This window comes from Nocardia sp. NPDC050799 (assembly GCF_040654015.1).
GTDB lineage: Bacteria > Actinomycetota > Actinomycetes > Mycobacteriales > Mycobacteriaceae > Nocardia.
The window spans coordinates 1-20,157 of sequence record NZ_JBFAHF010000021.1; the positions used below are offsets into that span (position 1 = coordinate 1).

19 protein-coding genes and 1 pseudogene are annotated in these 20,157 nt (G+C 69.7%); 13 read left to right on the forward strand and 7 right to left on the reverse strand.

The window, feature by feature from the left end; translation table 11 throughout:
* Nucleotides 1-242: 242 nt before the first annotated feature.
* From AB0H42_RS21595 to AB0H42_RS21620, 6 genes are all read left to right on the forward strand, one after another.
* Complete coding sequence (locus tag AB0H42_RS21595; protein WP_357058355.1) at nt 243-1,619, forward strand: replication-associated recombination protein A; 1,377 nt, start codon at nt 243-245, stop codon at nt 1,617-1,619.
* Between the two features lie 36 nt (nt 1,620-1,655).
* Nucleotides 1,656-4,334 (forward strand): alanine--tRNA ligase, encoded by a 2,679-nt coding sequence (alaS, locus tag AB0H42_RS21600; protein WP_357058357.1) that lies wholly within the window; start codon nt 1,656-1,658, stop codon nt 4,332-4,334.
* A complete protein-coding gene (gene ruvX, locus AB0H42_RS21605; protein WP_357058359.1) occupies nt 4,334-4,927 on the forward strand; it encodes a Holliday junction resolvase RuvX in 594 nt (197 codons plus the stop codon). Before alaS ends, ruvX begins: the two co-directional genes overlap by 1 nt.
* On the forward strand, nt 4,924-6,396 hold the full coding sequence (locus AB0H42_RS21610) for an endolytic transglycosylase MltG (protein ID WP_357058361.1): 1,473 nt from the start codon (nt 4,924-4,926) through the stop codon (nt 6,394-6,396). Before ruvX ends, AB0H42_RS21610 begins: the two co-directional genes overlap by 4 nt.
* Nucleotides 6,386-7,213, forward strand: a complete 828-nt coding sequence (locus AB0H42_RS21615) for a shikimate dehydrogenase (RefSeq protein ID WP_357058363.1) — start codon at nt 6,386-6,388, stop codon at nt 7,211-7,213. The genes AB0H42_RS21610 and AB0H42_RS21615 overlap by 11 nt, the downstream gene beginning before the upstream one ends.
* Nucleotides 7,214-7,294: 81 nt before the next feature.
* A complete protein-coding gene (locus AB0H42_RS21620) occupies nt 7,295-7,765 on the forward strand; it encodes a B-4DMT family transporter (RefSeq protein WP_357058365.1) in 471 nt (156 codons plus the stop codon).
* A gap of 187 nt (nt 7,766-7,952) precedes the next feature.
* Here the strand turns inward: AB0H42_RS21620 and aroB are convergent, their stop codons facing one another.
* From aroB to AB0H42_RS21640, 4 genes and pseudogenes are all read right to left on the reverse strand, one after another.
* Nucleotides 7,953-9,071 carry a 3-dehydroquinate synthase gene (gene aroB / locus AB0H42_RS21625; protein ID WP_357058366.1) on the reverse strand — a complete coding sequence of 373 codons (1,119 nt, stop codon included), beginning with the start codon at nt 9,069-9,071 and terminating at the stop codon, nt 7,953-7,955.
* A 359-nt stretch (nt 9,072-9,430) separates the two neighbouring features.
* Nucleotides 9,431-9,958, reverse strand: a pseudogene (locus AB0H42_RS21630) (shikimate kinase); the annotation flags it as partial.
* Nucleotides 9,958-11,175, reverse strand: coding sequence for a chorismate synthase (aroC, locus tag AB0H42_RS21635; RefSeq protein ID WP_357058368.1), 1,218 nt, complete (start codon nt 11,173-11,175; stop codon nt 9,958-9,960). The gene aroC and the pseudogene AB0H42_RS21630, both read right to left, overlap by 1 nt.
* A 97-nt stretch (nt 11,176-11,272) precedes the next feature.
* Nucleotides 11,273-11,764: an A24 family peptidase gene (locus AB0H42_RS21640; protein WP_357058370.1), complete on the reverse strand. Its 492-nt coding sequence runs from the start codon at nt 11,762-11,764 to the stop codon at nt 11,273-11,275.
* A 167-nt stretch (nt 11,765-11,931) separates the two neighbouring features.
* Here AB0H42_RS21640 and AB0H42_RS21645 point away from each other — a divergent pair, with 167 nt between their 5' ends.
* The 5 genes from AB0H42_RS21645 (at nt 11,932) to AB0H42_RS21665 (ending at nt 15,074) form a co-directional block, all read left to right on the forward strand.
* Nucleotides 11,932-13,068, forward strand: a complete 1,137-nt coding sequence (locus AB0H42_RS21645) for a Xaa-Pro peptidase family protein (protein ID WP_357058372.1) — start codon at nt 11,932-11,934, stop codon at nt 13,066-13,068.
* A gap of 36 nt (nt 13,069-13,104) precedes the next feature.
* Complete coding sequence (gene efp / locus AB0H42_RS21650; protein WP_357058374.1) at nt 13,105-13,668, forward strand: elongation factor P; 564 nt, start codon at nt 13,105-13,107, stop codon at nt 13,666-13,668.
* A 1-nt stretch (nt 13,669) separates the two neighbouring features.
* Nucleotides 13,670-14,182: a transcription antitermination factor NusB gene (gene nusB / locus AB0H42_RS21655; protein WP_357058376.1), complete on the forward strand. Its 513-nt coding sequence runs from the start codon at nt 13,670-13,672 to the stop codon at nt 14,180-14,182.
* A 1-nt stretch (nt 14,183) separates the two neighbouring features.
* Nucleotides 14,184-14,441, forward strand: a complete 258-nt coding sequence (locus AB0H42_RS21660) for a YciI family protein (RefSeq protein ID WP_357058378.1) — start codon at nt 14,184-14,186, stop codon at nt 14,439-14,441.
* A gap of 99 nt (nt 14,442-14,540) precedes the next feature.
* Nucleotides 14,541-15,074, forward strand: a complete 534-nt coding sequence (locus AB0H42_RS21665) for a DUF4334 domain-containing protein (RefSeq protein ID WP_357058380.1) — start codon at nt 14,541-14,543, stop codon at nt 15,072-15,074.
* Here AB0H42_RS21665 and AB0H42_RS21670 read toward each other — a convergent pair whose 3' ends face one another.
* The gene (locus AB0H42_RS21670; protein ID WP_357058382.1) at nt 15,075-16,049 is read right to left on the reverse strand and encodes a zinc-binding dehydrogenase; all 975 of its coding nucleotides are present in this window, start codon (nt 16,047-16,049) and stop codon (nt 15,075-15,077) included.
* A gap of 86 nt (nt 16,050-16,135) precedes the next feature.
* Between AB0H42_RS21670 and AB0H42_RS21675 the strand changes: the two genes are divergently transcribed.
* The gene (locus AB0H42_RS21675; protein ID WP_357058531.1) at nt 16,136-16,699 is read left to right on the forward strand and encodes a helix-turn-helix domain-containing protein; all 564 of its coding nucleotides are present in this window, start codon (nt 16,136-16,138) and stop codon (nt 16,697-16,699) included.
* 11 nt (nt 16,700-16,710) lie between these two features.
* Here the strand turns inward: AB0H42_RS21675 and AB0H42_RS21680 are convergent, their stop codons facing one another.
* Nucleotides 16,711-17,331 (reverse strand): alpha-ketoglutarate-dependent dioxygenase AlkB, encoded by a 621-nt coding sequence (locus AB0H42_RS21680; protein ID WP_357058384.1) that lies wholly within the window; start codon nt 17,329-17,331, stop codon nt 16,711-16,713.
* 316 nt (nt 17,332-17,647) lie between these two features.
* Between AB0H42_RS21680 and AB0H42_RS21685 the strand changes: the two genes are divergently transcribed.
* Nucleotides 17,648-19,192 carry a serine hydrolase domain-containing protein gene (locus AB0H42_RS21685; RefSeq protein ID WP_357058386.1) on the forward strand — a complete coding sequence of 515 codons (1,545 nt, stop codon included), beginning with the start codon at nt 17,648-17,650 and terminating at the stop codon, nt 19,190-19,192.
* Between the two features lie 199 nt (nt 19,193-19,391).
* Here the strand turns inward: AB0H42_RS21685 and AB0H42_RS21690 are convergent, their stop codons facing one another.
* Entirely contained in the window at nt 19,392-19,973 is a 582-nt protein-coding gene (locus AB0H42_RS21690) for a TetR family transcriptional regulator (protein WP_357058388.1), read from the reverse strand.
* Nucleotides 19,974-20,157: the final 184 nt, after the last annotated feature.

Genomic DNA, 20,157 nt, shown 5'->3' on the forward strand with positions numbered 1-20,157 from the left:
GCCGTTTCGGCCTCGAAAGCGCATGAGCCGAAGGCTCGAGTCCCGAGGCCGAAACGGCGAGACCAAGGGGGCCTCAACCCCGCGGCGCCGCAGGCGCCGCCAAAAAACACAGACCTTCACGAGCGGGTCCACATCCCACCTTCACGAGCAAGCCCACCCTCGCATGACGAGCAGGCGGCCGGTGCGGGCTCCTCGGGCTGCACCCGGACTCGGTGTCGGCGGTGGGCGGTACGGTCGCAGGCATGAGTGAGGGTCTGTTCGATATGCCCGGTGCGGGGGCGAGCGCACCGGATATCGCCTTCGCGGGCGAGGCCGCACGGGATGGTGGGGCGCGCGCTCCGCTCGCCGTGCGGATGCGGCCCGCCTCGCTCGACGAGGTCGTCGGGCAGCAGCATCTGCTGGGTCCCGGGTCGCCGCTGCGGCGGCTGGTGGAGGGGTCGGGTGCGGCGTCGGTGCTGCTGTACGGGCCGCCCGGTACCGGGAAGACGACGCTCGCGTCGCTGATCTCGTATGCCACCGGGCGCCGGTTCGAGGCCCTGTCGGCCCTGTCCGCCGGCGTCAAAGAGGTGCGGGCGGTCATCGATATCTCACGTCGGCGGCTCACCGCGGGCGAACAGACCGTGCTGTTCATCGACGAGGTGCACCGCTTCTCCAAAACCCAGCAGGACGCGCTGCTGGCCGCGGTGGAGAACCGCATCGTGCTGCTGGTGGGCGCGACCACGGAGAATCCGTCGTTCTCGGTGGTGGCGCCGCTGCTGTCGCGGTCGCTGGTGCTGCAGCTGCACTCGCTCGGCTCCGACGATATCCGGGCCGTGCTCACCCGGGCCATGGCCGATCCGCGCGGTCTGGACGGGCAGTACACGGTGACCGGCGAGGCCCTCGACCACATCGTGCGGATCGCCGGCGGCGATGCCCGGCGGGCCCTCACCGCGCTGGAGGCCTCGGCGGAATCCTCACTGGACGGGACGGTGGATCTCGACCTGGTGGCCGCCAGTATCGACAAGGCGGCCGTCCGGTACGACCGGGCCGGTGACCAGCACTACGACGTGATCAGCGCGTTCATCAAATCGATCCGCGGCTCCGACGTGGACGCGGCGCTGCACTATCTGGCCCGCATGCTGACCGCGGGAGAGGATCCGCGCTTCATCGCCCGCCGCCTGATGATCCACGCCAGCGAGGACATCGGTATGGCCGACCCGACCGCGCTGCAGACGGCGACCGCGGCGGCCCAGGTGGTGCAGCTGGTCGGCTTACCGGAGGCCCGGCTGGCGCTGGCGCAGACCACCATCCATCTGGCGACCGCGCCGAAATCGGGCGCGGTGGTCGCGGCCATCGGCGCGGCCATGGCCGATGTGGCCGCCGGGAAGGCGGGTGCGGTCCCCCCACATCTGCGGGACGGGCACTACGCGGGCGCGGAGCGGCTCGGCGCCGCCCAGGGCTACCGCTACCCGCACGACGACCCGGACGGGGTCCTCGCTCAGCAGTACCCGCCGGACGAACTCGTGGGAGTGGACTATTACCACCCCACCGACCACGGTCACGAGCGGGCGGTCGGGCCCCGGGTCAGCACGCTGCGCCGGATCGTGCGCGGTCTGCGCCCCGGAAACCCGGCTCGGTGATAATTCGGGTGCGCGGCACCGGTAGGCTGGATATTCGTGCAGACCCACGAGATCAGACGGCGGTTCCTGGACCATTTCGTTAGTGCCGGGCATACAGAGGTGTCCAGCGCATCGCTGATTCTCGACGATCCGAACCTGCTGTTCGTGAACGCGGGCATGGTGCAGTTCAAGCCGTATTTCCTCGGTCAGCAGACGCCGCCGTTCCCGCGCGCGACCAGCGTGCAGAAATGTGTGCGCACCGGTGATATCGAGGAAGTCGGCGTCACCACTCGGCACAATACGTTCTTCCAGATGGCGGGTAATTTCTCGTTCGGCGACTACTTCAAAGAAGGCGCCATCCGCTTCGCCTGGGAGCTGATCACCAACTCGCAGGAGGACGGCGGGTACGGATTCGACCCCGAGCGGATCTGGGTCACCGCGTACCAGGACGACCCCGAGGCCGCCGAGATCTGGCGCCGGGTGGCCGGTATCCCCGAGGAGCGGATCCAGTTCCGCGACGGTAAGGACAACTACTGGGATATGGGCGTGCCCGGTCCCGGCGGGCCCTGCTCGGAGATCTACTACGACCGCGGGCCCGAGTACGGCCGCGACGGCGGCCCCGTCGTCGATGAGGACCGGTACCTGGAGATCTGGAACCTGGTTTTCATGCAGGACATCCGCGGTGAGAACAGCCCGAAGCTGGGCTTTCCGCCGGTGGGCGTGCTGCCGAAGAAGAACATTGATACCGGTATGGGCGTCGAGCGCATCGCGCTGCTGCTGCAGGGTGTCGACAACGTCTACGAAACCGATCTGCTGCGGCCCATCATCGACAAGGCCGAGGAACTGACCGGCCGCTCCTACGGTGTCGAACACGCCGACGACGTCCGGTTCCGGGTGATCGCCGACCACGCGCGCACCTCGGCCATGCTGATCGCCGACGGCGTCAACCCCGGCAACGACGGCCGCGGCTACGTGCTGCGCCGGTTGCTGCGCCGGATCGTGCGCTCGGCCCGGCTGCTCGGCGCCGAACAGCCGGTGATGAGCGAGTTCATGCGGGTCGTGAGCGAGCTCATGGCGCCCTCGTATCCCGAACTGTCCACCGACTACCCGCGGATCGAAACCGTCGCGGTCGGCGAGGAGACGGCGTTCCGCAAGACGCTGAGCACGGGTTCGAAGCTGTTCGACGAAACAGCGGAGCAGGTCAAGGCGGCGACCTCGCGCGGTGGCACCGGGGCCATCTCCGGCGCGGACGCCTTCACCCTGCACGACACCTATGGTTTCCCGATCGACCTGACCCTGGAGATGGCCGCGGAAGCGGGCCTCTCGGTGGACGAGGACGGGTTCCGCACGCTCATGGCCGAACAGCGGCGGCGGGCGAAGGAGGACGCGCACGCCCGCAAGCACGCGCACGCCGATCTGTCGGTGTACAAGGACCTGGTCGACCGCGGTGATACGGAATTCACCGGTTTCGACGAGCTGACCTCCGAGGCCCACGTACTGGCCCTGATCTCCGAGGGAGTCCGGGTGCCGACCGCGCCGGCGGGCACCGATATCGAGGTGATCCTGGACCGTAGCCCGCTCTACGCGGAATCCGGTGGTCAGATCGCCGACCGCGGCACGATCACCGCGGCGGGGACGAAACTCGTCGTCAACGATGTGCAGAAGATCGCGAAGAGGCTCTGGGTGCATCGGTGCACCGTCGAACAGGGACAGATCACCGAGGGTGATGTGGTGCTGGCCCAGGTCGATCCGGGCTGGCGACGCGGCGCCACCCAGGGACATTCCGGCACCCATATGGTGCACGCGGCACTACGCCAGGTGCTGGGGCCGAACGCGGTCCAGGCCGGTTCGCTCAACAAACCGGGCTACCTGCGGTTCGACTTCAACTGGCAGGGTCAGCTCAGCGAGCAGCAGAAGGCCGATATCGAGGCGGTGTCCAACGACGGCGTCGGCGCGGACTTCCCGGTGAACACCTTTGTCACCGATCTGCCCAAGGCCAAGGAAATGGGCGCGCTGGCGCTGTTCGGGGAGAACTACGGCGACCGGGTTCGCGTGGTCGAGATCGGCGGGCCGTTCTCCATGGAGCTCTGCGGCGGCACCCATGTGGGTCACTCCTCGCAGATCGGCCCGATCACCCTGCTCGGCGAGTCGTCGGTGGGCTCGGGCGTGCGCCGGGTGGAGGCCTTCGTCGGTTTGGACTCCTATCAATATCTGGCCAAGGAACGCGCGTTGCTGGCCGGGGTCGCCTCGATGCTGAAGGTGCCCTCGGACGAGGTGCCGGGGCGGGTCGAGCAGCTGGTGGACCGGCTCCGCGTCGCCGAGAAGGAACTCGAGCGGACCAAGATCGCGGCTGTGCTGTCGTCGGCGGGTTCCTATGCCGATGCCGCCGAACGGCTCGGGGACGTGCTGCTGGTCGCGGCCGCCGCACCGGCCGGAGTATCGGCGGGTGATCTGCGTACCCTGGCCACCGATATCCGTGGCCGGCTGGGTTCCACCCCCGCCGTCGTGGTGTTGCTCGGAAATAACGCAGGCAAGGTGCCGTTTGTGGCGACCGTGAACAAGGCCGCCCAGGCGCTGGGCTTCGCCGCCGGTGATCTGGTGGCCGTCTTCGGGCCGCGGATCTCCGGCCGCGGCGGCGGCAAGCCGGAGATGGCGCAGGGCGCGGGCTCGGACCCGTCCGGTATCGACGCGGGTCTGGCGGCGGTACGCGATCACATCGGCGCGCACGCCGGCTGATGACGGTGGGCTCGCTGGACGACCCGCCCGTCGACCGGCCCGATCCTGCCACGGATCCGGGCCGGGGCAGGCGACTGGGCATCGATGTGGGCAGTGTGCGGATCGGGGTCGCGGCGAGTGATCCCGACGGTATCCTCGCGACCCCGGTGGAGACCGTCCCCCGCGCTACCGGCTCCCGGCGCGCCGGGCGGCCGCGGGCCGACCGCACCGGCGGGTCCGCGCCCGGGGCGGGCGCCGATATCGCGCGGATCGCGGCGATCGCGGACGAGTACGAGGCGGTGGAGATCATCGTCGGGTTGCCGCGCACGCTGCGCGGCGAGAAGGGGACCTCGGCGCGCATGGCAACGGAGTTCGCCGGAAGATTGCGCGACTCGCTGCCCGAAGTGCCGATCCGGCTTTCCGACGAACGTTTGACTACGGTGTCTGCTGCACGCGCTCTGCGGGACAGTGGTGTTCGAGCGCGCGGACAGCGGCAGGTGATCGACCAGGCTGCTGCTGTGTCGATCCTGCAGAGCTGGTTGGACGAACGGAGTTCTGTGATGAGGTCGGCCGAGGACGCGGCACGTATCGCGTTGTCCGGAGACGATGAATGACGGATCGATGGGCGCGGGCGGAAGCGCAATTCCGGCAGCGTGAGGCCGAGCGAAAATATCGCCGCGACGACAAGGCATGGGAGCGGTCCCGCGGGGCCTCCGCCACGCCGGTGGCCGACGAGCCGGATTGGGACGACGAGCCTGCGGAGGGCTGGGACCCCTACGAGGACGACGACACCGCCGTCATTCCCCGCTATGTCGACGACGACGAATACGACGACGATTTCGACGACGAGCCCGAACCCGAGCCGCGGCCGCGACGCCGCGCCGGTGCGCGGACCGCGCCCGCTCGTGGGGGACGCGCGGCGGCGCGGAAAGCCGCCCGTAAACACGAGGGCGGCCGCCGCCGGCTGATCTGGGTGGCCGCCGGGGTCCTGCTGGTGCTGGTCGTCGGGGCGGGGGTGTACAAGCTGGTCAATCGCTACACCCCGGCCGAGGATTTCGCCGGTCCGGCCGGTGCGCCCGTGGTGGTCCAGGTGAAACCCGGCGATACCGCCACCGAGGTCGCTTCGACGATGGCCGAAGCGGGAATCGTCGCCAGTTCCGCCGCCTTCTACGAGGCCGCCGTGCAGAACGAGGGGATGAATTCGCTCCAGCCCGGCTACTACGCGATCCCGGTGCACAGTCCGGCCGCGGACGCGGTCGCGGCGCTCGTCGCGCCCGGATCGCGGGTCGGCAATGTCGTCGTCTCCGAAGGCCGGCAGCTGCACGATCAGCACGATGTGAGCACCGGCGCGCGCAAGGAGGGCATCTACACCAAGATCGCCGCCGCCAGCTGTGTGGGTGCCGAACCCGAACGCCGCTGTGTCACCTACGACCAACTGGCCCAGGCCGGCGCCACCACCGATCTGGCCGCGCTCGGCGTCCCGGAATGGGCGGTGGAGTCGGTCCGCACGGTGCCCGACCGGGCCCGCCAGCTCGAGGGCCTGATCGCCGCCGGCAGCTGGGATTTCGATCCGAGCGGTTCCGCGCTGGACATCCTGCGGCAGCTGGTGACCGAGAGCGCCCGCAACTATGAATCCACCGGACTGCTGGAATCCGGCCGGGTCAACGGGCTCAGCCCGTACGAAACCCTGATCGGCGCCTCCCTCGTGGAACGCGAAGCGCTGCCGCAGGATATGAGCAAGGTGGCCCGGGTGATCGTGAACCGCCTGGAGATCGACCAGCCACTGCAGTTCGATTCCACCGTCAACTACGCACTCGACAAGACCGAGGTGGCGACCACCGACACCGACCGCGGGCAGACCACCCCGTGGAATACCTACGCCATGCCCGGGCTGCCCGCGACCCCGATCTCCTCGCCCTCGATCGCGGCGCTGGAGGCCATGGAGGAACCCGAGACCGGGACGTGGCTGTACTTCGTGACGGTCGACAAAGAGGGGACCACGCTGTTCACCGAGAGCTATTCCGAACATCTGCGGAACATCGAATTGGCGTTGGAGAGCGGGATCCTCGACAGTGGGCGCTGAACCGGCGGGCCCGCGTCGCGCCGCTGTGCTCGGCAGCCCCATCACCCATTCGAAATCTCCGCAGCTGCATCTGGCGGCCTACCGCGCGCTAGGCCTGGACTGGACCTACGAGCGGATCGAATGCACCGCCGACCGGTTGCCCGGTCTGGTGGACGGGCTCGGCCCGGAATGGGCCGGATTGTCGGTGACCATGCCGGGCAAGGAAGCGGCCCTCGCGTACGCGCAGGTACGCACCGAACGCGCGGTACTGGTCGGTTCGGCCAACACCCTGGTGCGAACGGCGACCGGCTGGCGTGCCGACTGCACCGATGTCGACGGGGTGCTGGGCGCACTGCGGGGCGGCGGGGTGCGGGAGCTGTCCGAGGCGGTGGTGCTGGGGGCCGGGGGCACCGCCCGCCCCGCGCTGCTGGCGCTGACCGAAATCGGGGCCACGACCATCACCATCGTCGCCCGCGATGCCGGCCGCGCGGCGGGCGCGCGCGAACTCGCCGAGCGGCTCGGTGCGGCCGTCCGGGTGATCGGATTCGACGCGCCGGAGCTGGCCGGTGTCTGCGGCCGCGCGGGCGCCGTGGTGAGCACCGTGCCGGCCGCGGCGGCCGCGGCGGTCGCCGGGTCGGTGGCCGCGGCTCCCGTGGTGCTCGACGCGCTGTACGCCCCATGGCCCACCCCGCTGGCCGAAGCGGTCGCCGCCGCCGGGCACACGGTGATCGGCGGTCTGCAGATGCTGCTCGAACAGGCATACGGTCAGGTCGAGCAGTTCACCGGCCGCCCCGCCCCCCGGGAGGCGATGGCCGCCGCGCTCGCCGACCTCGGCTGATGTCGCCGGTAACGCATCGGATCCCGGCGAATATCTGTAACGGGTTCTAGTCCGGTGCGCGGGGGAGTTATGGTGATCGGCATGACTGCGTGGTTGTTGCGGGCACTGGTGCTCGGTGGGCTGGCCGTCGTCCTGCGGGTGCTCCTCGGGTTCGCGATGGGCTACATCCCGACCTACGGGGTGTGGTTGCGGCTGCTGTGCCTGGTGGTGCTGATCGGTGCCGCAGTGGCCTGGGGCGTGCGCGACGGCCGGGCCGACCGCCACGAGCACCCGAACCCCGAGCACGGCGCGGATCTGACGATCCGGTGGCTGCAGACCGCGGTGGTCGCCGGCGTGGGCAGCGGGCTGGTGTCCTGGCTGCTCGATCTCCTGCCGATGGTCGACCTCGGCGACGGCGGCCTGCTGTTCGAGGCCACCGCCGCCTCGTCGTTCATCGTCCTGCTGGTCTTCGTGCCCGGACTCGTCGGGGTGGCCGTCGGACGGCGGCGGGGCAGCCGCGACAACGAGCGGTCGGCGGGTGGTGTCACCCCCGCGCTCGGTTCGCCCGCCTGACGGTCCGACGAGCCCTATCGGGCCGGAATGTTGTCGCCGGTCCGACTACGGCGGGCAGGACGGGCTCGGACAGGCGGAATGTCCGTGGGCCGGGGTGAGCCTTCGGAAAGAATGCGAGTACCGGGCACGCGGGCCGCGATCGTACCGATCGCGGCCCGCGCCTGGTCGCACGGCCGGTCGGCCGGCCTCACAGCAGGATCGCGCTGCCTCCGGTGGACCCGGAGCCGGCGACCGCCGAATACGCCGCGGCGAGCAGGGCGGGGTCGGGGCCTTCCAGCCGGCCGGGTTTGGCCAGTCCGTCGAGCACCACGAACCGCAGCACGCCGGATCGGGTCTTCTTGTCGGTCTGCATACTCTCCAGCAGCTGCGGCAGGGCATCGGGATCGTAGGTGGTGGGCAGTCCGACGCTCTCCAGGATGCTGCGGTGCCGGTCGGCGGTGGTGTCGTCGAGCCGGCCGGCCAGCCGGCCCAGTTCCGCGGCGAAGACCAGGCCCACCGACACCGCCGCGCCGTGCCGCCAGCGGTAGCGCTCCCGGCGTTCGATCGCATGGCCCAGCGTATGACCGTAATTGAGGATCTCGCGCAGCGCGGACTCCTTGAGATCGGCCGCGACCACCTCGGCCTTCACTGCCACTGCCCGGCGAATGAGCTCCGGCAATACCTCGCCGGTCGGGTCCAGCGCGGCCTGCGGGTCGCGTTCGACCAGATCGAGGATCACCGGGTCGGCGATGAACCCGGCCTTGATGATCTCCGCCATCCCCGCCACGATCTCATTGCGCGGCACGGTTTCCAGGGTCACCAGGTCGACCAGCACGGCGGACGGCTCGTGGAAACAGCCGACAAGGTTCTTCCCCGCTTCGGTGTTGATACCGGTCTTACCGCCCACCGCGGCGTCCACCATGGCCAGCAGCGTGGTGGGTACGTGCACGACCTTCACTCCGCGCATCCAGGTCGCGGCGACGAATCCGGCGAGATCGGTGGCCGCGCCGCCGCCGAGGCTCACCACTACATCGTTGCGGGTGAGACCGATCCGGCCCAGTACCTCCCAGCAGAAACCGGCCACGGCGAGTTCCTTGCCCGCCTCGGCGTCCGGGATCTCGATGCGGTGGGCGTCCAGGCCGGCCTCGGCCAGCGTGGTGCGTACCACCTCGGCGGTCTCGACCAGCGACGGCTGATGGAACAGGGCGATGGTCCGTACACCGCCCGCGCCGGTGACCACCTCGACGAGGTCCCCGAGCAGACCGCGGCCGATGATCACCGGATAGGGCTGTGCGGTGCGGACCTCGATACGCGTCGGTTCTGTCACGTGTGCTGCTCCGATCCTGTCTGTGTCTGTTCGGCCTGTTCTCGTTGCTGCCGCCGGGCCCGGGCCCGTCTGGCGCGCGCCCGCCGGGACCGGCCCGGGGTGCGCAGGCCGTTGTCGGCGGCCTGCGCGGGCTCGGCGGCGGGTGCTGTTCCGGTGTCGCTCCCCGTGGTGCCCGAGGCCGCGGCATCGCCTCCGGAAGCGGCCGCGGAACCGGGTTCGCCGGAGGCCGCCGCGGGTTGTGCCGCGGTCCGCCGCGCCCGCGCCCGGGCCCGCCGGCGGGCCCGGGACCTGCTGGTGCGCTGGGTACCCGAGCCTTCGGGCAGATCCGTGTCGAGGGTGTCGGCGGTCACCCGGACCGATTCCAGTGCGAGTTTCCCCAGAATCGAGCGGACCACACGGCCGGGACTGCGGCCGTCGGTGCGCACCCGGACCGAGGTCACCTCCCGGTAGAGCGGCCGCCGGGTCCGCATGAGTTCCCGGTATTTCGTCCCCGGGTCGGCGCCACCCAGCAGCGGCCGGTGGGTACCGGCTCCCGTGCGGCGCAGCCCCTCGGCGATGCTGATCTCCAGATACACCACGGTCCGGTCGCGGAGCAGAAGGCGAGTACGTTCCGAGAGCACCGCGCCGCCACCGAGGGAGACGACACCGCTGCGGGTGGCGAGCGCGTCGCCGACCACCTCTTCCTCGATCCGGCGAAATTCGGTTTCCCCGTCCTCGGCGAAGATCTCCGGAATGGTGCGGCCGGTCACCTCCTCGATCCCGGCGTCGGTGTCGTAGAGCTCGACGCCGAGCTCCCGGGCGAGTTTGCGGCCGATAGTGGTCTTGCCCGCCCCAGGCGGTCCGATCAGCACTACCAGTGGGCCGTGCGGACCGGTGTCCTCGGTCATTAGGCCGGGTCGGCGACGGTATCGCCCGGGTTCAGATGGGGGCGCCCGCTGATCCGCTTCACATAGCCGTCGAGGTTGCCCACCGTCTCGGCGAGCGAATCGCCACCGAACTTCTCCAGCGCGGCCTGGGCCACCACCAGCGCGACCATCGATTCGGCGACCACGCCGGCCGCCGGAACGGCACAGACATCGGAACGCTGGTGGATCGCCACGGCCTCTTCGCCGGTGGACATATCCACCGTGGCCAGCGCGCGCGGCACCGTGGAGATGGGCTTCATGGCCGCGCGGACGCGCAGGGCCTCCCCGTTGGTCATCCCGCCCTCGAGACCGCCGGCCCGGTTGGTGGACCGCAGCACGCCGTCACTGCCGGGGCGCATCTCGTCGTGGGCCTGGCTGCCCCGGCGCCGCGCCGTCTCGAAACCGTCGCCGACCTCGACGCCCTTGATGGCCTGGATACCCATGAGCGCCGCCGCGAGCCGCGAGTCCAGCCGGTTCTCGCCGCTGGTGAAGGAGCCGAGTCCGATCGGGAGCCCGGTGACGACCACCTCGACCACTCCGCCCAGCGTGTCGCCGTCCTTCTTCGCCGCCTCGATCTCGGCGATCATGGCCGCCTCGGCGCCGGCGTCGAACGCGCGCACCGGGCTCTCGTCGATCGCTGCCAGATCGGCGCCGGTGGGGACCACCCCGGTGGTGTTCGCGGCCGTACCGATGGAGACCACATGGGAGACGACTTCCACCCCGAGGGCCTGGCGCAGGAAGGCGCGCGCCACCGTCCCGGCCGCGACCCGGGCCGCCGTCTCGCGGGCGCTGGCGCGTTCCAGCACCGGGCGGGCATCGTCGAAACCGTATTTGAGCATGCCCGAGTAGTCGGCATGGCCGGGGCGGGGGCGGGTGAGCGGAGCGTTGCGGGCCAGTTCGGCCAGTTCGGCCTCGGCGACAGGATCGGCGGACATGACGGTGGTCCATTTGGGCCATTCGGAATTGGCGATCTCGATGGCGACCGGCCCGCCCATGGTGCGGCCGTGGCGGACCCCGCCGATCACGGTGACCTTGTCGGCCTCGAACTTCATCCGGGCGCCGCGACCGTAGCCCAGCCGTCGGCGCGCCAGCTGTGCGGAGATCTCCTCCGAGGTCACCTCGACACCGGCGACCATCCCTTCCAGGATGGCGACGAGAGCGGGTCCATGGGATTCTCCAGCGGTTATCCAGCGCAGCACGCCGACCATCTTCCCATGTCGGCGCGACGGACGGGGGATGCGGTCGGCCGTGCTCATCGCCCCCGGGACGTGCGTGGGGTCCGGGATTGCCGCGGGGTCACCACAGGGTGAGTCCGAGAAGTGTCGCCGCACACATCGACGGACCGTGCGGGATCGTGGGTCCGGGGCCTTCCGGCGCGGGCGCCCGCGGGCCGGGGCCGCGGTGTCGGCCGCCGTATATCCGCCGGCCCACCCGAGAACCGAGCAGTGCGCCGACTCCGGCGATCGCGGTACACACCGGTGCCGCGACGGCCGACCAGACCCAGACGGGACCACCCCCGAGCCCGGCGGCCGCGCCCAGTCCCACGGCCAGTTTCACGTCACCGGCGCCGAGTGCGGCCGGGCGCGTCAGGTGGATCAGCAGATATGGGGTCGCGAGCAATGCCGCGCCCCAGGCGGCGGCGGGAAAGCGCCCGGTCAGCGCCGCATAGCCGAGCACGATCACGGCTCCGGGCACCGTGAGCAGGTTCGGTAGGCGCCGGGAGCGGATATCGCTGATGCTCAGCGCCGCGCACCAGACGGTCAAGGCGAGGAAACCGAAGGTCGTCATGTCGTCCACGATCGCCGTCGGCGGGCCGTACCGGTGGCGGCGAACGCGATCTGTGGACAAGTCGGGCCGCCGGGCCGATATGTGAACAGCGAGTGATCCTCATTTCCGAGGTGTCTGTCGCCCGGTCGGCCCGTGTGCCGAGGCCGGGTCGGCGGTACTTTTATGCCATGTCTGCTGATGCCGGTCGGGGCCCTCGGGTCCGGCCCGATTACGCTGCCCGGCGCGGTGCCCTGCGCAACCTGCTGGTCCAGAACGAGATCGACGGCCTCCTGGTCACCGATCTGGTGAACATCCGCTATCTCACCGGATTCACCGGGTCGAACGCCGCGCTGCTGGTGCACTCGTGGGACACCCCGGGCGCGGAGGACCGCACCGTGATCGCGACCGACGGCCGCTACGACACCCAGGTCGCCGAGCAGGTACCCGATCTACGCGCCGAGATCGCCCGGGCGGTGTCGCGCCGGGTGGTGGAACTGGCGGGGGAGTGGCAGTTCGGCCGACTGGGTTACGAGAGCCATATCGTCACCGTCGATCAGCACCGAGCGCTGCTCGAGCTCGGCTCGGGCCTGGAGTTGGTGGCGACACCTGGCCTGGTCGAGCAGCTGCGCATGGTCAAGGACGAGTACGAGATCGACCTGCTGCGCACCGCCTGCGCCGTCGGTGACGGGGCCCTGGCGGCACTGCTGGACACCGGGGCGCTGCGGCCGGGACGCACCGAGCGTCAGGTCGCCCGGGATCTGGAATGGGCGATGTTCGAGCGCGGGGCGGCCGGGATCGCCTTCGAGACCATCGTCGCGGCCGGGGCGAATTCCGCCGTTCCGCATCACCGGCCCACCGAGGCGGTACTGGCCGTCGGTGATTTCGTGAAGATCGATTTCGGCGCCGTGGTGGACGGCTACCACTCGGATATGACCCGGACCTTCGTACTCGGCGAACCCGCGTCCTGGCAGCGCGAGGTCTACGACCTGGTGTATGCCGCGCAGCGGGCCGGCCGTGAGGCGCTGCGGCCCGGTGTGCCGTGTGCTGATGTGGACGCGGCCGCCCGTGCGGTCATCGCCGCCGCCGGTCACGGGCCGCTGTTCGTGCACGGTCTGGGGCACGGGGTGGGGTTGCGCATCCACGAAGCGCCCGGAATCGCCAAAACGGGCACGGGTACACTCCAGTCTGGCGTGGCGGTGACCGTCGAACCAGGGGTGTACTTTCCCGGCCGCGGCGGCGTCCGGATCGAGGACACGCTCGTGGTGCGCGAAGGGGGCCCGGAGCTGCTCACCAACACCAGCAAAGATTTGATCGTCGTCGGATGACGACGGTCGCCCGAGAACCGAGGAGACCCGAAGACAGTGGCGGACACCAGCGACTTCAAAAACGGCCTCGTGCTGAAGATCGACGGTAATCTCCAGCAGATCGTCGAGTTCCAGCACGTGAAGCCGGGTAAGGGTCCCGCGTTCGTGCGGACGAAGCTGAAGAACGTGCTGTCGGGCAAGCTCGTCGACAAAACCTTCAACGCGGGCGTGAAGGTGGAGACCGCCACGGTCGACCGCCGCGATATGACCTACCTCTACCACGACGGCTCCGATTACGTCTTCATGGACGGCGAGACCTTCGACCAGATCGCCATCGGGGAGAGCACCATCGGCGAGCAGGCCCGGTTCCTGCTGGAGAACATGACCGTGCAGGTCGCCACGCACGAGGGTGCGCCGTTGTACGTGGAGCTGCCGGTCACCGCCGAGCTCGAGGTCACCCACACCGATATCGGTCTGCAGGGCGATCGCTCCACCGGCGGCACCAAGCCCGCCACCGTGGAGACCGGCGCCGAGGTCCAGGTCCCGCTGTTCATCAACACCGGCGACAAACTCCGCATCGATACCCGCGACGGCAGCTACCTGGGCCGCGTCAACTCCTGACGTGCCCGATCAGCCCGCGGACAAGAAATCCGCATACAAGAAGCTCGGCGCCCGCCACAAGGCGCGCCGCCGGGCGGTGGACCTGCTCTTCGAGGCCGAGGCCCGCGATGTCGATCCCGCCGATCTGGCCGACGAGCGGATCGAGCTCGCGGCCCGCGATCAGGGGGTGGCGCCGGTGCACGCCTATACCCGCACCCTGGTGGACGGTATCGCCGAGGAACTCGACCGGGTGGACGGGACCATCGCGTCGTATCTGCAGGATTGGACGCTGCCCCGGTTGCCCGCGGTGGATCGCGCCATTCTGCGGGTGGCGGTATGGGAACTGCTCTACGCGCCCGATGTGCCGCCGATCGTCGCGGTGGACGAGGCGGTGGAACTGGCCAAGGAACTGTCCACCGATGATTCCCCGGGATTCGTGAACGGGGTGCTCGGCCAGGTGGTGCTGGTGGCTCCGCAGATCCGCGCGGCCGCCGCGGCCGCCGGGCGTGCCGGCGATTCGGAATCGGAGGACTGAGATGCGCAAGTACCTGGTGCTGGCCCTCCGTACTCCGGCCTACGATCCGGCGGTGGCCGAACCGCACCGCCGGTTCCTCGCCGAGCTCCGTGCGAAGGGCATGCTGCAGGAAAGTGGTCCGTTCACCGACGGCCGCGGCGGCGCGTACCTCGTGCTCGCGGATTCGCTCGCGGCCGCCGAGGCAGTGGTGTACACCGATCCGCTGCACACCACCGGCTCGTCGGCGATCACGATCCACGAGTGGGAGATCACCGGCTGAACCCATACCGGATCTCTCCGGCCCGGTCCGCCGCGCGACTCGATGAGAGGGCGATAGGCTGTTCATCGCAACGTCCCATGATGTCGAGGAGTGCGGACTATGACCGAGAACGCGGGTATCACCCTGCCCGAGGGCGGCTGCACCGCCGCGGAGGCCTGGGAGATCTTCGACCGGTTGCCGGCCGCGCGGGTGGACGAGGTGATCACCGGCCGCTGGCGCGGTTCGGAATTGCCCACCGGTCACCCGATGGACGGCACCCTGTCCGAATCCGGGTGGTACGGAAAACAGTTCGATGCGCCCGATGAGGTGCATCCGCTGCTGTTCACCGATGAGCGCGGCACCGTGTTCGCGGTGGATCCGCGGCGGGTCCCACTTTCGCTGGCGGGCCGGATTCCAGCGCACTGGCTGCGCCCGGTCCGCAAGAACCTGCGCACCCTCGGCCCGCTGCTGCGCACCCGCAAAGCGACGGCCAGGTTACGCGATATCGAGTACCGCGGCGTGGTCAGCGCCGCCATGGTCTATGACCATCTGCCGATCATCGACCATTTCCGCCGGCTCGGCGACGACAGGCTGCTCGGTGTCATGGATATGCGCGGTCTGGCCGAACCGTACTTCTTCGTCCTGACGCGCTGATCAGCGCGCCGCCGGGCCCGGCCGCAGGATGATCTTGCCGAGCGGCGCCCGGGATTCCAGCATTTCGTGGGCCGCGGCGGCGCGGTCGAGCGGCAGGATCGTTTCCACCGGTGCCGCCAGGGCCGGTACGCGCTCGAGTATCGCGGCACGGGCGCGGCCCACTCGGCGGTGCCAGGCGGGGCCGGAGCATCCGGTGAGTGTCAGCCCGTGCGGGATGAGGTCGGCCGCCGAGATGCGGGCGGGTTCCCCGGAGAGCCAGCCGTAGCTGAGCATCCGCCCGGAGCCGGGTGTCATGGTGCCGAGCAGCGTGGCCGCCGAGGTGCCGCCGAGTGAGTCGAACACGATATCGATCGTGCGGCCCGGTTCCCCGCGCAGTTCCTCGGGCCAGTGCGCGTGGCGGTGGTCGATCACCTCGTCGGCGCCCGATTCCCGCGCGCGCCGGACCTTGTCCGGACCGCCGGCGGTCGCGATCACCCGGGCCGCGCCGAACTCGCGGGCCAATTGGACCAGGTGAACCCCCACGCCGGTGGCGCCGGCCTCGATCAGCACGGTTTCGGAGCCGGTCAGCGCCGCGGCTTCCAGCAGCGCCAGCGCCACCGAACCGCTCATCATCACCGCCGCCGCGTCGGCGGCCGTGACGCCCGCGGGAATCGGAGTCGTGGCTTCCGCTCGCGCGCGGACCAACTCGGCATACGACCCCGTACCGTCCGTATCGGCCACCACTCGTTGTCCGAGGTGCTCGGATCCGACGCCCTCGCCCACGGCGATCACTTCGCCGGCCGCCTGGAAGCCGAAGACGACCGGTGGTGGTGAGGCCATCGGAAACGCGCCGGAACGCAGCTGGGTTTCGGGGTACAGAACGGGAATCGCCTCGGTTCTGATCACTACTTCGCCCGGGCCGGGGACCGGCTCCGGGGCTTCCCGGGGCACCAGCACCTCGGGCCCGCCGGTATTCGTCATTACGATTGCCTGCATTGAAACTCCATAATTTGACTGACGGTCCAGATAACTTCTTCAAGATATGGACCGTCGGTCAAGTTGTCAACGAAGGTGGTGCGACAATTCCGAAGGAACGCGCGGACGCCGCCCGCAACCGGCGTGCCATCCTGGACGCGACCGCGGCGCTACTCGCCGAGCGCGGCCCGGAGGCGGTCACCATGGACCGGGTCGCGGCGGCCGCCGGCGTGGGCAAGGGGACGATCTTTCATCGTTTCGGCAACCGTGCCGGATTGCTGCACGAGCTGGTCGCCGAAAGCGCGGTCACCCTGATGTCCGCCGTGACCGGCGGCCCCCCGCCGCTGGGGCCCGGTGCGCCGGCCGGTGACCGGCTGCTCGCCTTTTTCGACGCCATGGCCCGGCTGGTGATCGACAACCTGGCGCTCATGGAGGTCTATCGAGGGGTCTCGCCGCATCCGCGCACCGAGGAGTTCCACCGGTTCTGGCGTGCCCACATCACCGCTCTGCTGAGCGAAGCACGCCCGGATCTGGACGCGGAGACGGTCGGGCGGCTGCTGCTGGACGGTCTGGCGGGCCAAACCGTGCCGGACATGGTCCGCGCGGGATCAACCGATCGGTTGCTGGCGGCGGTCGATCAGCAGGTGCGCGCGATACTGCGCGCGTCCTAGCGCATCGAGATTCAGCGCACGTTGCGCGGCCGGAACTGGATGCTGATCCGCGGCCCGGTCACCCGCCGGGTCTTGGGTACCGCGTGCTCCCAGGTGCGCTGGCAGGAGCCGCCCATGACGAACAGATCGCCGTGACCCGGGTGGAAGCGCAGGCTCGGCCCGCCGGCGCGGGGTCGCAGCAGCAGGGGCCGCGGCGCTCCCAAGGTGAGGATGGCGACCATGGTGTCGTGCGCGGCGCCGCGTCCGATGGTGTCGCCGTGCCAGGCCACGCTGTCGCGGCCGTCGCGGTAGTAGCAGAACCCCGCGGTGCGAAACGGTTCGCCGAGTTCGGGTCCGTAGTAGGTGGTGAGGGCTTCGCGGGACTCCTCCAGGACGGGGTCCGGTAACGGGTCGGATTCGCCGTAGAAGCAGAGCAGTCGCGGTACCTCGACGACCCGGTCGTACATCTGCCGCCGCTCGGCCTGCCACGGCACCGTCGCGGCCAGTTGTTCGAACAGGTCGTCGGCGCCGCGCAGCCAGCCGGGGCGCAGATCGACCCAGGCGCCGTGAGTGAGCGGGGTGCGCCCGACGTCGGTCAGCGGGGCGAGTTCCGGCGCTCCGAAGCCGTCGAAGAGTGAGCCCTGCAGTGCCATGCCGTCAGGGTACCCCGGTATTCGAACGTATGTTCCAATGGGTCGGCAATGGGCCTCGGCTCGCCGATCGCCGGGGCCGGCGCTCCCGCAGCACCGCGGGTGGGGGCTCGCAGAGCAACGATGACTGCTCCGGCTGGTTTCCCGCTGAACAGCGCCGACGCCCGTATCAGCGGCTGTGTCAGGCCGGCATCAGGACGGTGTCAGCGGATCCGGCGACAGTACTCCCATGAGCAGCACAGCACACAGCACATCTCGGACGGACGCGGTGTCCGGTCGATCGGATTCCGCCGCAGCATCTTCGAAGGAGTACGCCACCATGTCGGTCACCCTGACCGATCGGGAACAAGCCACCCTGCGGACCGCCGCCTACGGCGCCGTGACGTTGATGGCCGCCACCGGCGCGGCCCACTCGGCCGTGGCGAACGGGTCCCTCGTACTGGCTTCCGCGACCGGGGTGGTCGGCCATGTGCTCGCCGCGAGGTCCGCGGACGTGGAACTCACCGGAAAGACCGTCGCCGAACTCGCCGACCAAGTGTTCTCGGCTCTGCGTGCCGCGGTGAACCTGCTGGAGAACAAGAATCCGGCCGAGGCCGAGAACTTCCGCGGCACGGTCGGCCTCGCTGTCGGCGCCGCCGCCCGGCCCCGCCGGGGTGAGCCCGGCCCGGCGACGGTCGAGATGGCCCGCAAGATCACCGCCGCCCTCGCCGGGCCGGGCTCCGTGGACGGCCGGACCGAGCCGGCGGCCGGTGAACGGGATCGTCCGGAGTTGCGGAGAGCGCTCGAGGAGATCGTCGTGTCCGGTCTCACCGGGATCACGGTGCGGGTGCACGACGAGCGGGGCGCGTGGGCCGGCAGTGCGGGAGTGGCCGAGCTGGGTGGTTCGGTGCCGCCGCCGATCGACGGGCATGTCCGGATCGGCAGTAATACCAAGACGTTCACCGCGACGCTGGTGTTGCGGTTGGTGGGCGAGGGCAGGATCGGGCTGGACGTCCCGGTGGTGGAGTATCTGCCGGAGTTCGGGTTCGACGCGCGGATCACGGTGCGGATGCTGTTGCAGCACACCAGTGGCCTGTTCAACTTCACCGGGGAGTACTACGGCGACGGGACGGTCGTGGCGGGGATCCCCTGCACCATCTCGGGTAAGGCGTGGGTGGACAACCGGTTCCACAGCTACGAGCCGGAGGAACTGGTCCGGCTGGCGCTGTCGAAACCGGCGCGATTCGCGCCGGGGACGGACTGGAGCTATTCCAACACCAATTACGTGGTGGCGCGGTTGCTGGTCGAGAAGGTCACCGGACGCCCGGTCGCCCAGGAGATGCAGCGCCTGATCCTGGGACCGCTGGGACTGACGGGTACCGTAGCGCCGACCACGCAGACCGGGATCCCCGAGCCGCACGCCCACGCCTACTACCGCTACGAGGACGACGGCGAGGAACTGACGATCGACGTCACCGAACACAATCCCTCCTGGATCTCCAGCGGCGGTGACATGATCTCGACCAGCCGGGACCTGCACGTCTTCATTTCGGCGCTGAACAGCGGCGAGCTCCTGCCGGACGAGCTGCTGGCCGAGATGCGCACCCCGCGCTCGACGGGTATCCCCGGGATGGGCTACGGCTTGGGCGTGTTCGTCCAGGACATAGCCGGCGGCGGCACCGTGATCATGCACAACGGCGGCGCCGGGGGACATGCGGCGCTGATGTACAGCACGCCCGATGGCGCCGCGACGCTGACCGCCACGCTGAACTATGTGGACGATGCCGCGCTGTCGCTCTCCGCGGCGTTCCAGGAGGCGACGCGGCGGCTCGTCGGCGAAGTATTCGACGGCGGGCGGGCCGATTCGGCTCTTCCGGCGGAATGAGCGCAAGGGTCCATGCGCCTTTGCGAGCCGACCTGCTCCGGTAGTGCGCGCGATAGCACGCGAATCCAGGCCGCGCAGAGCTTTCGAGCTCGGCGCGGCCCGCTGCTGTGCGAGCCGTTCACGCGATCCGGCGTTCCGTGGCGCGCGCCCGCATGCGGTGGTCCCGGCCGGACGGAACCGAGAAACCGGCGGGCGAACATCAGGAATCGGCGGCGGGGATCGCGCGCTCCACGGCCATCTGTACCAGTTCGCGGGCCTGTTCCTCGGTGAAGACGCCGGGCAGGGTGAGTCGTTCGAGGATCAGCCAGTTCAGGGCGAGGAACAGCAACACGACGGTGTTCTCGTCGCCGGGCATCCCGAAGTCCAGGTGGTTGCGGATATTGAAGTCCAGATCGGCGCGCACCCGCTCGGTGAGCAGGGCCTGTAGTTCGGGTCGCCGGGTGGCTTCCAATCGGAGTTCCAGGAGTGCGAGATAGCCGGTGCGGAAGCGGGTGACGCGGCCGACGACCTCGGTCATGAGCGCTGTGACGGTCTCGCGGGTGCGTGGTCCGTGCAGGGCGGCCATGGCCGATTCGTCGGGGGTCAAGCGCTCGTAGTACCGGTGGCCCACCTGGACGAGGAGATCGTCGCGGTTGCTGAAGTAGTTGGAGGCGGTTCCGGCGGGTACCGCCGCCGCTTTGTCCACGGCGCGGAAGGTCAGACCCCGGGCCCCGTCTCGGGCCAAGACCTCGATCGATGCGTCCAGCAGCGCCTGGCGGCGTTCGGGATTCGTGCGGACCACTTGACACCACTCCATCTGTAGTACTACGGTTCAAACCACTTCGAGTAGAGTACTACACCTGAGGTAGTAAGGGTGTGTAGTCACCACCGTCCCCTCGAAGGTCCGGTACGCACCGGTACACGAAAGGCGCAATAGATATGCGAAAGCAGCACGGCACCTACCCCATTCGCAACAACCAGCAGCG